The 14,925-nt window shown below is 73.1% G+C and carries 13 protein-coding genes; 5 read left to right on the forward strand and 8 right to left on the reverse strand.

Translation table 11 applies throughout. The features are described from left to right. Positions 1–3: 3 nt before the first annotated feature. Entirely contained in the window at positions 4–774 is a 771-nt protein-coding gene (locus tag ACZ5CZ_RS02360) for a DUF72 domain-containing protein (RefSeq protein ID WP_385846551.1), read from the reverse strand. 15 nt (positions 775–789) lie between these two features. After that, the gene (locus tag ACZ5CZ_RS02365; protein ID WP_385846553.1) at positions 790–1,884 is read right to left on the reverse strand and encodes a DUF5925 domain-containing protein; all 1,095 of its coding nucleotides are present in this window, start codon (positions 1,882–1,884) and stop codon (positions 790–792) included. Between the two features lie 117 nt (positions 1,885–2,001). On the opposite strand from ACZ5CZ_RS02365, the gene ACZ5CZ_RS02370 reads away from it, so the two are divergent. After that, positions 2,002–3,372, forward strand: a complete 1,371-nt coding sequence (locus tag ACZ5CZ_RS02370) for a xylan 1,4-beta-xylosidase (RefSeq protein ID WP_468938483.1) — start codon at positions 2,002–2,004, stop codon at positions 3,370–3,372. 19 nt (positions 3,373–3,391) lie between these two features. Here ACZ5CZ_RS02370 and ACZ5CZ_RS02375 read toward each other — a convergent pair whose 3' ends face one another. The 5 genes from ACZ5CZ_RS02375 to ACZ5CZ_RS02395 form a co-directional block, all read right to left on the reverse strand. Then, positions 3,392–6,991, reverse strand: coding sequence for a lipopolysaccharide biosynthesis protein (locus ACZ5CZ_RS02375; RefSeq protein WP_468938486.1), 3,600 nt, complete (start codon positions 6,989–6,991; stop codon positions 3,392–3,394). Then, positions 6,984–7,784 carry a polysaccharide deacetylase family protein gene (locus ACZ5CZ_RS02380; protein WP_468938489.1) on the reverse strand — a complete coding sequence of 267 codons (801 nt, stop codon included), beginning with the start codon at positions 7,782–7,784 and terminating at the stop codon, positions 6,984–6,986. The genes ACZ5CZ_RS02375 and ACZ5CZ_RS02380 overlap by 8 nt, the downstream gene beginning before the upstream one ends. Further along, positions 7,781–8,869, reverse strand: a complete 1,089-nt coding sequence (locus ACZ5CZ_RS02385) for a glycosyltransferase family 2 protein (protein ID WP_468938492.1) — start codon at positions 8,867–8,869, stop codon at positions 7,781–7,783. The genes ACZ5CZ_RS02380 and ACZ5CZ_RS02385 overlap by 4 nt, the downstream gene beginning before the upstream one ends. Continuing rightward, positions 8,866–9,687: a glycosyltransferase family 2 protein gene (locus tag ACZ5CZ_RS02390; protein WP_385846559.1), complete on the reverse strand. Its 822-nt coding sequence runs from the start codon at positions 9,685–9,687 to the stop codon at positions 8,866–8,868. The genes ACZ5CZ_RS02385 and ACZ5CZ_RS02390 overlap by 4 nt, the downstream gene beginning before the upstream one ends. 390 nt (positions 9,688–10,077) lie before the next feature. Further along, positions 10,078–10,422, reverse strand: a complete 345-nt coding sequence (locus tag ACZ5CZ_RS02395; RefSeq protein ID WP_468938496.1) for a hypothetical protein — start codon at positions 10,420–10,422, stop codon at positions 10,078–10,080. Positions 10,423–10,785: 363 nt separating this feature from the next. Here ACZ5CZ_RS02395 and ACZ5CZ_RS02400 point away from each other — a divergent pair, with 363 nt between their 5' ends. The 4 genes from ACZ5CZ_RS02400 (at position 10,786) to ACZ5CZ_RS02415 (ending at position 13,661) form a co-directional block, all read left to right on the forward strand. Beyond that, entirely contained in the window at positions 10,786–11,592 is an 807-nt protein-coding gene (locus ACZ5CZ_RS02400; RefSeq protein ID WP_385846562.1) for an SGNH/GDSL hydrolase family protein, read from the forward strand. A gap of 228 nt (positions 11,593–11,820) precedes the next feature. Further along, positions 11,821–12,414: a sigma-70 family RNA polymerase sigma factor gene (locus tag ACZ5CZ_RS02405; protein WP_385846563.1), complete on the forward strand. Its 594-nt coding sequence runs from the start codon at positions 11,821–11,823 to the stop codon at positions 12,412–12,414. Continuing rightward, a complete protein-coding gene (locus ACZ5CZ_RS02410; protein ID WP_385846565.1) occupies positions 12,411–13,259 on the forward strand; it encodes an anti-sigma factor in 849 nt (282 codons plus the stop codon). The genes ACZ5CZ_RS02405 and ACZ5CZ_RS02410 overlap by 4 nt, the downstream gene beginning before the upstream one ends. Before the next feature lie 126 nt (positions 13,260–13,385). Continuing rightward, positions 13,386–13,661 carry a hypothetical protein gene (locus tag ACZ5CZ_RS02415; protein ID WP_385846566.1) on the forward strand — a complete coding sequence of 92 codons (276 nt, stop codon included), beginning with the start codon at positions 13,386–13,388 and terminating at the stop codon, positions 13,659–13,661. 22 nt (positions 13,662–13,683) lie between these two features. Here the strand turns inward: ACZ5CZ_RS02415 and ACZ5CZ_RS02420 are convergent, their stop codons facing one another. After that, a complete protein-coding gene (locus ACZ5CZ_RS02420; protein WP_385846568.1) occupies positions 13,684–14,880 on the reverse strand; it encodes a CaiB/BaiF CoA transferase family protein in 1,197 nt (398 codons plus the stop codon). Positions 14,881–14,925: the final 45 nt, after the last annotated feature.

A 14,925-nucleotide genomic window follows, 5' to 3' on the forward strand; every position in this document is an offset into this window, starting at 1 on the left:
GAGTCACCCGTGCCGTACCGGTTCCGGGAAGCGGGTCACCGGCAGGCCCGCCCGCCGGGCCGCCCGGCCGAACACCACCGCGTCCTGCACCGCCGCCCCGCCCGGGTCGTTGTTGAAGTACGCGTACACGTCCGCCCCGTCCGGCCAGGTCGTGGCGATGCGGTCCACCCAGGTCTCCAGGGACCGGCGGCCGTAGCGCGGCCAGGGCCGGGCGCGCCCCTGGTGGAAGCGCACGTAGCCCCAGCCGGTGGTGCGCCACAGCGGGGTGACCGGACGGGCCAGGACATCCGCCCAGCACAGCGCCGCACCCCGCAGTTCGAGCACCTCGCGCACCTCGGCAGTCCACCACGACTCGTGGCGGGGCTCGACCGCGACCCGGGTGCCGGGCGGGAAGCAGGCCAGGCAGGTGTCCAGCAGCGCGGGGTCGGCGCGCAGCGTCGGCGGCAGCTGGAGCAGGACCGGGCCCAGCCGGTCACCGAGACCCGCCGCGTGGCTCATCAGCCGGTGCACCGGCTCCTCGGGCTCCTTCAGGCGCTTGATATGGGTCAGATAGCGGCTCGCCTTGACCGCGACCACGAAGTCCGCCGGGACCCGCTCCCGCCAGGTGGTGAAGGTGTCGTACGACGGCAGCCGGTAGAACGCGTTGTTGATCTCCACCGTCGCGAAGAGCCGGGTGTACTCCTCCAGCCACAGCCGCGCCGGGACCCCGGCCGGGTAGACGAGGTCCCGCCAGTCCTTGTACTGCCACCCCGACGTGCCCACGAACAGGGTCATACCCTCATGAAAGCACTACAGGTACAGGCCCGCGTCCGCGCCCTCCCGGGCCCCCGGCACCGAGGTCGGCGCCGAGCCCCGGCGCAGCGCGTACAACTCGGCGAGGGTGGCGCCGTCCCGGCCGACACCGGTCTCGGTGCCCAGCCAGTTCACCGCCTCGGGGCGGGTCAGCGGGCCCACCTCGATCCGGGCCAGACAGCGGCCGGGGCGGACCACCGCCGGGTGCAGCCGCTCCAGGTCCTCGTTGGTGGTGACCCCGACCAGGACGTTGCGGCCCTGGCCCAGCAGGCCGTCGGTGAGGTTCAGCAGCCGGGACAGGGCCTGGCCCGCCGTGTGCTTGGCCTCGCCGCGGATCAGCTCGTCGCAGTCCTCCAGCAGCAGCAGACGCCAGCGGCCCTTGCCGGCGCCGTCCTCCTCGCCGATCGCGATGTCCATCAGATAGCCGACGTCGGAGAAGAGCCGCTCCGGATCGAGGACGCAGTCGACCTGGCACCAGTCCCGCCAGGAGCGGGCGAGGGTGCGCAGCGCCGAGGTCTTGCCGGTGCCGGGCGGGCCGTGGAGCAGCAGCAGCCGGCCGGCGATGTCCTCCGGGGTCGTCTTCATCAGGCGGTCCATCGCCTCCGCCACCGGCGCCGTGTAGTTGGGTCGGATCTCCTCCCAGGTGCCCGCCGCGATCTGACGGGTGGTGCGGTACGGGCCGCGCCGCGGGGAGACGTACCAGAACCCCATCGTCACGTTCTCCGGCTGCGGCTCGGGCTCGTCGGCCGCGCCGTCCGTGGCCTGGTCCAGGACCCGCTTCGCCAGCTCGGCGCTGGTCGCGGTGACCGTGACGTCCGCGCCGCGGTTCCAGCGGGAGACCAGCAGGGTCCAGCCGTCGCCCTCGGCGAGGGTGGCGCTGCGGTCGTCGTCACGGGCGACCCGCAGCACCCGGGCGCCGTCCGGCAGCAGGGTCGCGCCGGAGCGTACGCGGTCGATGTTCGCGGCGTGCGAGTACGGCTGCTCGCCCGTCGCGAAGCGGCCGAGGAACAGCGCGTCGACGACGTCGGAGGGCGAGTCGGAGTCATCGACGGTGAGCCGGATCGGCAGCGCTTCGTGTGGGTTCGCAGACATGGGGCCATGATCTGTCACGGGTGTGCCGTACGCACGGCATTTCGCGCGGGTGCGCTGTTCTTCCGCTCTTCCCAAGACCCCCCCGAGCCGGCCGTTCCGCCTCTACTGTTGTCCCCGATGGGATGTCATGGGGGGAAATCGGATGCCCGGTGGCGGCGGCTCGCCACGGTGCTCGGCGCGGGTGCGGTCCTGCTGGCCCTGGTGGTGACCCTGGTGGGCACGCGCTCCGGCGGTTCCGGCAAGCCCGCGGCCGCGACGGCGCCGTCCGTCGGCTGGGGTTTCACCCACACCCAGTACAGCGCCGACGAGGGCGCGGCGGCGGCCACCGGCCGGGTGCGGCGGCTGCTCGGCGAGGGCGGCGGCCTGGCGCAGAACCAGCACATCATGGGTTGGGGTGCCGACAACCCCGAACCCGCCCCGGGACACTACGACTTCGGCGCGCTGGACCGGCGGATCGGCTTCGTCCGCGCCTCCGGCGGCACCCCGGTGATCACCCTGTGCTGCTCCCCGGACTGGATGAAGGGCGGGAAGGCCGCCGCCGGCACCACCGACTGGAGCCGGTCCGCCCTGGAGCGGGCCCCCGCCCCCGGCCACTACCAGGACTTCGCCGACCTCGCCGCCACGGTCGCCCGGCGCTACCCGGACGTCCGGCACTTCATCGTCTGGAACGAGTTCAAGGGCTTCTGGAACGACGCCGAGTCCCGCTGGGACTACGAGGGTTACACCCGGCTGTACAACCTCGTGTACCGCGCGCTGAAGAAGGTCGACCGGAACATCATGGTCGGCGGACCCTACCTGGTGATGGACAGCGTCCGCCCGGGCGACGAGAACGCCTCCACCGCGGTGCGGGGACCCTGGGGCGCCATGGACCGGCGGGTGCTGGACGCCTTCTCCTACTGGAACGCGCACAAGGCGGGCGCCGACTTCACGGTCGTCGACGGCTCCAGCTACACCCGCGACGACGCGCTGCTGCCCGACGAGTTCGCGGCGACCGACAAGCTGACGGCCGTCGGCGCGTGGGTACGGCGGCAGACCCACGGCCTGCCGCTGTGGTGGGCCGAGTACTACGTCGAGCCCGGCGACGGCGACGGCGACCGCACCGGCTGGACCGAGCCGCACCGGGTCGCGGTGCAGGCCACCGGGATGATCGCCATGGTCAAGGGCGGCGCGGACTCCGGCTTTTACTGGAACCCGGAGGAGCGCGGCGGCACCGGCTGCGCCGGCTGTCTGTGGACCCCGACCGACGGCTCCGCCGGGGGCCGGCCGCTGCCCCTGTACGACCTGGTCTCCCGGTTCGCCAAGGCGTTCCCGCCGGGCACCCGCTACACGCCCGTGTCCGTCGCCGCCGACGACATCCCCGATGTCCGCGTCCTCGCCGACGACAGGGCCGTCCTGGTGGTCAACACCCGGAACCGCACGATCAGCGCCCAGGTCGACGGCAGACGCGTCGACCTGGACGCCTACGAGGTGAAGTGGCTCGGCCGCTAGGCACAGCCGCCAGGCCACCTCACTTCAGCGTCACGAACCGCTGCACCAGCGAGGCCAGGACCACCGCCAGCAGCGGCAGCGAGAACCAGAACCCCGACTGGAGCAGCCGCAGCCGGCGCACGCCCGGCCGGAGCGCCACCCGGGCCAGCTCGCGGGCGGCCAGCAGCAGGACCAGCGCCACCGCGGCCAGCGCGCCGACCACCGACCAGGGCGTCCAGGTCACCAGCGGCCCGACCGGCCCGGGGTCCGGCTTCGGCATCGCCCCCGACGGCCGCTCGCGCAGCGCGTACACCGTGACGTCGGCGTCGGCGAAGACCTTCGTCAGCTCCCGCCGCCCGTCCAGGTTCCCCACCAGCCGCGGCTCCCAGGACGCCGGGTAGCCGGCGTCCAGCTCGAGATACGTCACCTGACTGCGGTTGATCATCAGATACGAGTTCGGACCCGCCTCCTTCAACGCCTTGACCAGGCCCGACACCAGCACCGGGTCGGCCGGGGCGAGCGTGGGCACATAGTCCACCCGCTCCATGTCCCGCGCGCCCCACGGCAGCGCCGGCGTCACGTCGTTGACGGTGTCCTGGGTCAGCCACAGCAGCCGTACCGTCGGCCGGTCGTGGGCGTACACCCAGTCCATCGCCGCGACCTCGCCGGGCCGGGTCCGCTCGAACGGCTCGTTGCCCCAGCGGGCCACCAGGAACCCGCCCATCAGCAGCAGCCCGGCGAGCAGCGCCGCCAGCGGGGCGAGGTTCCGCCGCCCCCCGGCGCGTTCCCCGGCGGTGTCACCGGCGCGCGGGAAGAGGGCGAGGGCGGCGAGCAGGGCCGCGCCGGGCACCGCGAACATGAAGACCCGCAGCGCCATCTCACCGCCGTACGACTGCATCCCGAAACCGAGGAACGGCACGAACGTCAGCACCAGCAGCGAGCGATCCCGGTACCGGTGCAGCCGGCGCCGCCACCAGCCCCAGCAGGCGCAGGCCAGCAGCGAGCCGGCCAGCAGCACCCGGGTGTACAGCACCAGCTTGTGGGTCGGACTCCCGCCCTGGATCCGGCCGGAGACGGAGGTGGAGACATTGCTGCCCACCCCGCCGACCCCGCCGAACAGGTCGTCGAAGTGCCCGGACCAGTACGGCTCGGCCATGAAGCCGACCCAGACCGCGACCAGCACCGCGAACAGCAGGGGCAACCCGCGCAGTTCGGACCGGCCGAGCAGGACGAGCGCCGCCAGCACGCCCAGCATCACGAACGGGGTGAGCTGGTGCGCCGGGACGGTCGCCGCGTACAGGGCGATCAGGACCAGCAGCAGCACGGCCCGCTGCCGGCGGTCGGCGGGCCGCACCTCGGCCTCGCCGGGCCGCGCCTTCGTCCAGATGACCCGCGGCGGGCGGAACCAGACCAGCAGGATCGCCACGAAGGCCAGATACAGGAGGTAGGTGAAGCCCTGCGGGGAGAAGTAGTCCTGCCCCACCCAGCCGCACAGCACGAAGATCCAGACACCGGTCCACTTCGCCCGCCAGCTCGCCCGCAGCGCACGGGTGAGCAGGAACATCGGGGCCAAGTAGGCGAGTTGCACGGCCGTCGGCCACCAGCGGATGACCTCGGTGAAGTCGGTGACCCCGCACGCCCGGCCGACGAACGCGGTCACCGCGAAGAAGCCCGGCCAGCTCCAGCGGGCGTCCAGGTCCGGTACGGCGGAGCCGGTGCGGTCGATGTAGTCGAGAAAGCCCAGGTGCTGCCAGGCCGTGGGGAACCGCGGCTCGGTCTCGATCACGGCGGGCAGCGCGTGCAGGGACACCACCGTGGCCAGCAGGGTGAGCAGCAGCAGCGCCCGGTGCTCGCGGCGCAGCCGGAGCAGCCCGGCGAACACGGTGATCAGCAGCGCGGCCCCGACCAGGGTCGGCAGCGGCAGCACCGAGACCAGACCGAGCCCGCCCATCCGGTCCAGGTCGGCCTCGCCGAGCCGCAGCGCGGGCACCCAGTACAGCAGCAGCGCGGCGATCAGCAGACAGCCGAGGACGACCCCGGAACGGGTGGGCAGCAGCCGGACGCGCGCCGACGGGCCCTGGGCGGTCTTCCGGGCCGGCTGCTCCAGCGGCAGCCGGGTGCCCGCGGGCGGGGTGCCGGGGCCCGGCCGGACGTCCGGGCGCCGTTCCTGATGGTCGAAGTCCACCTGGACGCCGAGCGCGACGGTGTCGGAGTCCAGCGCCCAGGCCGGTCCGGGCCGGCGGGCCGGAGCCGCCGCGGCCGCGACCTCGCGCGTCCCCAGATCGGCCAGGTCCCCGTCGGGTGCCGCCGTCTCCGGCACGCCGACGGGAGCCGACCGGACGGTCCGCCACAGCCTGGGCGCGGTGATCGCGACGATCACCGCGAGGCTGGACATCTCGGCGACGCCCGCGCCGGTCAGCCCCATCCGGGGCAGCAACAGCAGCGTCAGACCGAGCACCAGCGCACACAACAGGCCCTGCATCCAGGCCAGTCCGGCGGTACGGCTCTGCGCGCGCAGCACCGCGAAGCAGGTCTCCATGACCACCCGCAGCAGCGCGCCGACCGCGAACCAGCGCAGCAAGGGGGTGGCCGCCGCCGCGTAGCCCGGGCCGAACACGCCGAGGATCCAGGGCGCGCCGAGGAACAGCAGCGCCGAGATCGGCAGCATGATCCGGAACATCCGCTTCAGCGCGGCACGGGTGTCGGCGGCCAGCCGTGCCGGGTCGTGCGCGCCCTCGACGGTGAGCGAGGCACCCATGTTGATCGCGAGGAGGTTGGTGGTGCCGCCGATGGTGGTGGTGATGTAGAAGTAGGCGTTCTGCTCCGCGCTGACCTGCGAGGCGATGATCACCGGGACCAGGTAGACCACGGCCAGCGAGAACAGCGAGCCGGTGTAGTCCCCGGCCAGGAACCGCCCGATCTCCCGCGGCGTCGGCGGTCTCGCCCGCCCCTCGGTGGCCCTGACGTGCCGGGGCACCAGCCGGCGGAACACCAGCCAGCCGAGCGGCAGCACGGAGGTGGCGATGGCGGCGACCCAGGACACGAAGACACCGGCGGTCGGGATCGCCACGGCGAACGCGGCGAGCAGGCCCAGCTTCACCGCCGAGAACACGGTGTTGCCGACCGGCACCCAGGGCGCGCTGCGCAGCCCGGTCAGCACCCCGTCCTGGAGGGTGAGCACGTTCCAGGCGGCGACGGCCACGACGAAGCCGAGCCCGTTGAGGGTCCCGTGCAGGAAGCGGTACGACGGCCCCCAGGCGTCCAGGGTCAGCAGGAACACCCCGGCGGCCACCGCGACCACCAGTGAACTGCCCGCGTACGTCAGCACGACGAGCCGTCCGGTGCGCGCGCCGGAGACCGGGATGAAGCGGGCCAGCGCGCCGGTCAGGGTCACCGCGGTCAGCCCGGCGAGCAGCTTCATCGCGGCGATGGCGGCCGAGCCCTGCCCGACCGCCGACTCGGTGTAGTAGCGGGCCGCGGCCAGCCAGAAGCCCAGTCCGAGGACGGCGGAGATGCCGGTGTTGAGCATCAGCGCGTAGGCGTTGCGGAACAGCGGGCTGCCGCCCGGGGCCCGGCCCGCCTGCTCGGACGTCCTGGCGCAGGGCGCGTCGGTCTCGGTCGTGGTGGTCGTGTCAGACACGGGTACGGATGGCCTTCCGGCGGACCTGGCGGGCTCTGCGGACGAGGGCGTACCCCTGGGTGAGGGCACGGTCCCTGGCGAAGTCACGGGCGAGGGCGCGGCCGTGCAGCAGCCGCTCGAACTCCGCCGCGCCCGTGCTGCGGCGCACGGTGACCCGCCGCAGCGCGTACGGCCCCTGGCGGCGGTCGGCGAGGTCGTTGCCGACGGCGAGTGCCTGGTCGTACCCGGCCGCGCGCACCGCTCGGCGGACCCGGCGGCTGGAGTAGCCGTACGGGTAGGCGAACGACACCGGGCGGACGCCGAGTTCCTCGGTGACGATCTCGGTGCAGCGGGTCAGCTCGGTGCGCAGCGCGTCGTCGGGGAGCTGGTCGAGCTGCGGATGGGTGTGGCTGTGGCCGCCGATCTCGACCCCGGCGGCGGCCAGTTCGCGCACCTGCCGCCAGTCGAGCATGGTGTCGAGGCCGCCTCCGGTGTCGTACCCGCCGCGGAGCCAGCCGGTGGAGACGAACAGGGTGGCCGGGAAGCCGTGCTCGGCGAGCACGGGCAGGGCATGCCGGTGCACGCCCTCGTAGCCGTCGTCGAAGGTGATCAGCACCGGCCGGGCGGGCAGCGGGCGGCCGGACCGCCAGTGCGCGGCGAGATCGGCGGTGGTGACGGGGGTCAGCCCCACCTCGCCGATGACCGCCAGCTGCTCCGCGAACGCCTCCGGCGCGACCGACAGGGCCCGGGTGGCGGCGTTGGGCGCGATCGCGACCGAGTGGTACATGAGGATGGGTACGGGCGTGTCGCTCACGGCTGCCTCCCGGGTCCGGCGTCGGCATCCGCGGGATCGTCGAGGCCGCTCACGGGACCGGCGGCGGCGCTCGCCGGGCCGGGGTCACCGGGGATCGGCGGTGCCGTGAACGTCGTACCGCCGTGCCGGGCGCGCAGGGTGCCGAGGGCGTATCCGCCGGCGGCGCTCAGCACGCCCGTGACGATCGCGGCCGCGCGGCCCGCGCCGCCCGGGCGGCCGAGCAGGGCGTCCCGAAGTCCCCGGGCGATCCCGGCGGGCAGCACCCGGGTGGTGTAGCGGCGTTCGGACTCCAGGCCCTTGTCCGCGCCGACGCTCCTGGCCACCAGGGCCTTGGACAGGCCCTCGGCGTAGGTACGGGCGCGGAAGTAGCCGAAGCGCTCGCGGGGTGCGGGCACCCGGTGGTGGATGACCGCGCGGTCGTCGATGAGCAGGACGGCGTCGGGCCGGGCCCGGGTGAGGCGGATGCACAGCTCCGTCTCCTCGCAGCCCAGCGGGCGGCGGTCGCCGTCGCGGCCGATGCCGGTGGCGAAGCCGCCCGCCGCCGTGAAGGCCGTACGGCGGAAGGAGGCGTTGCCGCCGAGGACGTTGCGGACCCGCACCCGGCCCGGCGGCAGCCCCGTGTAGGTGCAGCCCACCACCCAGTCGAACTCCGCCGGGAACCAGGCGGGCCGCCGGCCGGACGCCCAGACCGGCTCGGTACGGCCGCCGACCGCCATCACGCGCGGGTCGGCGTACCCCTCGGCGAAGCGGCGCAGCCAGTCCCGTTCGGCGACGGCGTCGTCGTCCAGGAAGGCGATCACCTCGCCGCGGGAGGCGGCGATGCCGGTGTTGCGGCCGGCGGACAGCCCGCGCGGACCGGCGTTGGCCAGCACCCGGACGCCGTCCGTCTCCTTGTACTCGCGCTCCAGCCGGCCGTGCAGGGCCGGGTTGTGGTCCACCACCAGGAGCGTCTCCAGGGCCGGATACGACTGGGCGCGCACCGAGGCGACCGCCGCGAGGATGTCCTCCCAGCGGTCCTCGGTGTACACGCAGATCACGACGGAGACACCGGGGTCCCCGGGGCCGTCCCCCGGCTCGTCTCTCACGACAGCTCTCCCCGGACCGTGTCGAGCAGCGGGGAGGGGCGTTCCTGGCGGCGCAGTTCGCGCCGGTTGGAGCGTTCCCCGAGGATGACCCTGAGCACCCGTATCCCGTCCCGTACGGCACGCAGGTTGCTGGCGCCGTGGATGCGGAGGTACTCGTGGCTGGGGATCTCCTGCACCTTCAGTCCCGCCTTGACCACTCTGATGTTCATCAGCGTCTCGACCTCGAAGCCGGTGCAGTCGAGGTCGATCTTGTCGAGGCAGTGCCGCCAGAAGGCGTTGTAGCCGTAGCACAGGTCGGTGTAGCGGGCGCCGAACTTGCGGTTGACGATGGTGCACAGCGCCCAGTTGCCCAGCTTGCGGACGAAGGTCATGTCGTCCGTGCCGCCGCCGTTGGCGAACCGGGAGCCCTTGGCGAAGTCGGCGCCGGAGACCAGCGCGGAGACGTACGACACGATCTCGTTGCCGTCGGCCGAGCCGTCCGCGTCGACCATCACGATGATGTCGCCGGTGCAGGCCTCGAACCCGGTGATCAGGGCATCCCCCTTGCCCCGGCCCCGCTGTTCGACCACCCGGACCTCCGGCCACAGCGAACGCGCCACGTCCACGGTGTCGTCCGTGGAGTTGCCGTCGACCAGCACGACCTCGTGTATCCAGTGCGGCAGCGACTTGAAGACGTAGGGCAGGTTCTCCGCCTCGTTCATGGCGGGGATCACCACGCTCACCGGCGGAGTGATCGCCAGGTGCGAGGAGATGGGCCGGTAGTGGTCGGCGAACAGCGGATCCTGCCCTGAACCAGGCGGGCGCAGAACGGAACTCATGGGTTTTTCCCTCTCGTCCGGTGGACCGCCCGCCCCTGGGCGGCCCGGCTGTGTGTCCGGTTCGAAAGGGGGGTTCTCGTCATCGGCACGGGGAGCGGGTCTCCGTGCGCGTGGACGAGCTGGCAAAGCTGGCCGGACTGCCGGGAAAAGACGGCAGCCGGTCGCGCGGCACGGCTCGGTCACCGAAGCGGCCACCGAGCACGGCACCCCCCTACCGCGCCCCGCACCGACGAGCGCCGTGGCCCTGAGCCCTCCCCTGGAGCCGTTGCCGACGTGCCGGTGCGGGTGTGATGTACGACGGTATTGACGGTTGAAGTGGATAGGCAACCCCTGGGGGGATGCCTCACTTTTTTGTCGGTTTCTCTACTACATAACTTTGGCCCAGATTGCTCACGGTTGATGGCGTTTTCCGGAAAGTCGTCCCCGGCGCCGGGCCGTGCGCAGAACCGTGAGCAGGAGCAGCAGGCTCAGCACGGTCACCGCGGCCACTCCGCCCCGGACCGACCAGCGGTGCACGGCCAGCAGGCCCTGGGCAACCAGCATGTTCAGCGCGACGGAGCCCGCAAGCGCGCACAGCGTCCGGCCGAAGGGATCCAGCCCGCGCAAGCCCGCGGCGATCGCCGCGGCCGGCGCGCCGAGCAGGAAGAACAGCGTGCAGGGAGCACGCAGTGGTGAGTGGGTGTCGAGCAGTGCGAGCAGCGCGCCGGCCGCCCCCACGGCCGCCGCGACGCCCACGAGCAGCGACGGCAGGGCCCTCCCCGGCCCTGGCCGCACCCGCTCCGCGTCCCCCGGAGGGCTGTCCGATGAAGGTGTCTTGATCCCGAAGGTCTGCATGGGCGACTTTGCCCCCCGACGCGCCGGATGCCGGGCTTCAATGTGGCCCAGTCGCGCGGGACCGTCAAGGGCGTCCCGGGCCGCCGGCGGGGGCGCACGGAGTGACGGTGCATCAACCCCTATGGCATGCACATGCAATAGCTGAGCGGTGAACGTCTTGGGTCGATCCTGTTCAGAGCGCAACAGTTTTGGCATGGACACTTCCCGTCAACACGCGTAGTTGGTACGACGGTTGACGCAGAGATCCTGCTAAAGGGAGGTTCCATGAGACGTTCCCGACTTACCGGATTCGTGACCTCGCTCCTCCTCGCCGCCGGCCTCGGTCTCACCGGGGCCGCTTCCGCACAGGCCTCCTCGACGGCCGTGTCCGGCGGCTATGTGGCGCTCGGCGACTCCTACTCCTCCGGGGTGGGCTCGGGCAGCTACATCAGCTCCAGCGGCAGCTGCGACCGCAGCACCAAGGCGTACCCGTACCTGTGGAACGCCGCCCACAGCCCGTCCTCGTTCGCCTTCAACGCCTGCTCGGGCGCCACGACGGACGACGTGCTCGCCAACCAGCTCGGCTCGCTGAACTCCAGCACCTCACTGGTCTCCCTCACCGTCGGCGGCAACGACGCCGGGTTCTCCGACGTCATGACGACCTGTGTGCTCCAGTCCGACAGCTCCTGCCTGGCCAGGATCCAGACCGCCGAGAACTACGTCGACACCACGCTCCCCGGCAAGCTGGACACCGTCTACAACGCGATCAGCGCCAAGGCCCCCGCCGCCCGGGTGGTCGTCCTCAGCTACCCCCGCTTCTACCTGCTCGGACAGAGCTGCCTCGGCCTCTCCGAGACCAAGCGGTCCGCGATCAACGACGCGGCCGACTACATCGACGCCGCCATCCAGAAGCGCGCCCAGGCTCACAACTTCGTCTTCGCCGACGTGCGCTCCGCCTTCGCCAACCATGAGATCTGCTCCAGCGACTCCTGGCTGCACAGCGTCAACTGGCTCGACATCGGCGAGTCGTACCACCCCACCGCGCCCGGCCAGTCGGGCGGCTTCCTGCCGGTGTTCACGAACGCGGCCTGAGCCGGACACCCGGCGAAACCGCACCCCGCCCCACCTCGTTCGGGCTCGCCCGTCAGAGTGAAGTTCCCGGCGAGCCCACAGCAGACGCGGAGGCCCCGTCCGACGGGGTCTCCGCCGTTTCGCGTCCGCCGCAGCACGGATGCCGGGCCCGGAAAATCTTCCCGGCCCGCCGGCCCGCGTTTTCGGCCCGCCGATCCGTACCACCGTGGGGAGGTGTGTGCGGTGCGGATGCGCGGTACGCGAGGAAGACCCGGCTGCGGCCGCGGGGAGCGGGCCCGCGAGGCCGCCGACGAGCTGCTGCTGCTCGTGGCGGGCGGCGACCAGCGGGCCTTCGAGGAGCTGTACGGACTGGTGTCCGGCCCGGTCTACGGACTGGTACGACGCGTGGTGCGGGACCCCGCCCAGTCCGAGGAGGTGGTCCAGGAGGCGCTGCTCGAACTGTGGCGCTCCGCCGCCCGGTTCGACCCCCGGCGGGGCAGCGCCCTCTCCTGGATCCTCACCCTCGCCCACCGCCGGGCCGTCGACCGGGTGCGCAGCGCCCGCGCGGCCGGCGAGCGCGAGCAGCGGGAGGCGCTGCGCGCCGGGGAGGTGGCGTTCGACCAGGTCACCGAGGAGGTGGAGGCCGGCCTCGAGCGCGAGTGGGTGCGCCGGTGCCTGCGCCGGCTCACCGAGCTGCAACGCCAGTCCGTGACCCTCGCCTACTACGACGGCTACACCTACCGCGAGGTGGCGGAGCGCCTCTCGCTGCCGCTCGGCACGGTCAAGACCCGGATGCGGGACGGCCTCACCCGGCTGCGCGAGTGCCTGGGAGGTGCCGCATGAGCCTCTTCGGCAGGCGCCTGCGCGGCGAGGACCCGCACTCCCTCGCCGCGCCCTACGCCCTCGACGCCCTCGCACCCGGCGAACGGCGCCGCTTCGAGAAGCACCTGCGGGACTGCGACCGCTGCGCCGCCGAGGTGCGCGTTCTGGCCGAGGACGCGGTGCGCCTGGCCTGGTCCACGGCGACCCCCGCGCCCGCCGCCCTGCGCGACCGGGTGCTGGCCGCGGTCCGCGCCACCCCGCAGGAGCCCCCGGCCCCGCGCGCGTACGGCGGACGGCCGCCGGTGCCGGAGCCGGAGCCGGGCACGCGCCGGCTGCCGCCGTACGTCTGGGACGGCCGGCCGTCGCCGGGGCGCGGCCGTCCCCCGCGCGGGCGCCCCCTCCTGGTGCCGTTCGCGACGGTCACCGCCGCCGCTGCCCTGGTCGTCGCCTCCCTCTTCGCCGTCCAGGCGGACCGCACCCGGGACCGGCTCGACGCCGGGCAGGCCCGGGCACGTGAGATCGCCCACGTTCTGGCCGCTCCCGACGTGCGCGCCTCGCGCAGCACGGACGCCCGCGGCCGCGGTATCGGAGTGATCGCTTCCGTATCGCGCCGGGAGGCCGTCGTCACCCTCAGCGGATACGGCGCCCCGCCCGGCGGACGCGTTCACCAGCTCTGGCTCATGCGCCCCCGCGTGCAACCGCGCTCCCTGGGGCTCTTCGCGGGCGACACGCCCTTGGTCGCGAGCGGTCTCGGCCCCGGCTCCATGTCACTCGCCGTAACCATCGAGCCTGACGGGGGATCAGCTCGGCCCACCGGGCAGCCGATTGTCCAACTCGGCCTGAAATCGGTTGGATTCGGAGAGTAGTCAAAGAGGGATGGTCAACCTCCTTACAGGGAAGGTGAATCCTGTGGGCGCGATACCCGCGTGCCCGCCTGGGGCGATAGGGTTACCCTGCCCGGGCCGGGTGGACTCGTACGGGTGGGGAGTGACATGGAACAGATAACAGTGCGCAGCAGGGCCAGGGTCCCTGCGATCACCTGCGGGAGCAGCGCGACCAGTTCGCGCCTGGACCGCCATCTGTCGGTGCTGGCGGGTCCCGCCATACCGCAGCGGGAGACGGTCGAGGCGACCTCGCTGATGCGTGAGCTGACGGCGCGTGACACCGTCCGCCGCAGCAGCGACCGGGGGGCGCGGATCGGCCGCGTCTCGCTCTTCGCGCCGCTGCGCCGGCTGCGCCGTTCGCTGTTCGGCGGCCACCGGCACTGAGCCCCTTCCGGGGTGCCCGGGCTCAGGCCGCCACACCGTCCCGGCGCAACGCTGCGATCTCGTCGTCCGTCATCCCCACGGCACGCAGCAGCGCCCCGGTGTGCTGCCCGAGTGCGGGCACATCCCCCATCCGTGCCTCGTCCCCGCCCGGCAGCGTGATGGGAGGCAGCAGCGCCTTCAGCGGCCCGACCGGCGAACCCACCGCACGCCACCGCTCCCGGGCCGCCAGCTGCGGATGGTCCGCCAGCTCGTGCACGTCCCGCAGCCGCGCACAGGCGATGCCCGCCTTCTCCAGCCGGGCCAGCGCCTCCTTTGTGTCCAGCACCCCCAGCGCACCGGCGACCAGCGCGTCGGTCCGCTCCCGGTGCGCCACCCGCGCCGCGTTCGTCGCGAACGCCGGATCCGTGCCCAGCTCCGCCCGGCCGATGACCTGTTCGGCCAGCCGCCGCCACTCCCGGTCGTTCTGCACCGAGAGCAGCACCCGCCCGCCGTCGGCCGTCGCATAGGCGTCGTACGGCGCGATCACGGAATGCGCCAGCCCGGTGCGGGCCGGCGGCTCACCGCCGTGCATCGCGTGGTGCAGCGGATGCCCCAGCCACTCGGCCAGCGCCTCCAGCATGGACACCTCCACCGGCCCGCCCCGCCCGGTCGTCCCGCGCCGCACGAGCGCCGCCAGCACCCCCGAGAAGGCGTACATGGCGGCCGCGATGTCCGCCGCCGGGATCCCGGCCTTCACCGGCTGCTCCGGCGTCCCGGTCACCGACACCAGCCCCGCCTCGCACTGCACGAGCATGTCGTACGCCCGCTTGTCCGCGTACGGCCCCGCGGAGCCGTAGCCGGAGATGTCCACCGCGATCAGCCGCGGGTGCGCGGCGCACAGTGTGGCCGCGTCGAGACCGAGCCGGGCCGCCGCGCCGTGCGCGAGGTTCTGCACGAACACGTCCGCGTCCGCGATCAGCCGCCGTACGACGTCGAGACCGCGCGGGTCCTTGAGGTCCAGCGCTATCGACTCCTTGCCGCGGTTGCACCACACGAAGTGCGAGGCGAGACCGCGGGCCGCCGTGTCGTAGCCGCGCGCGAAGTCGCCGCCGTCGACGCGCTCCACCTTGACGACCCGGGCCCCCAGGTCGGCGAGCTGCCGGGTCGCGAAGGGCGCGGACACGGCCTGTTCGACGGCGACGACGGTGATGCCCTCCAGGGGCAGCGGAAGCTGGTCCATGGGGAGGATGATCCCCCCTGACCGGCGACTCTGTCAGTAGCCGGG

The organism is Streptomyces sp. NPDC031418, assembly GCF_055581605.1.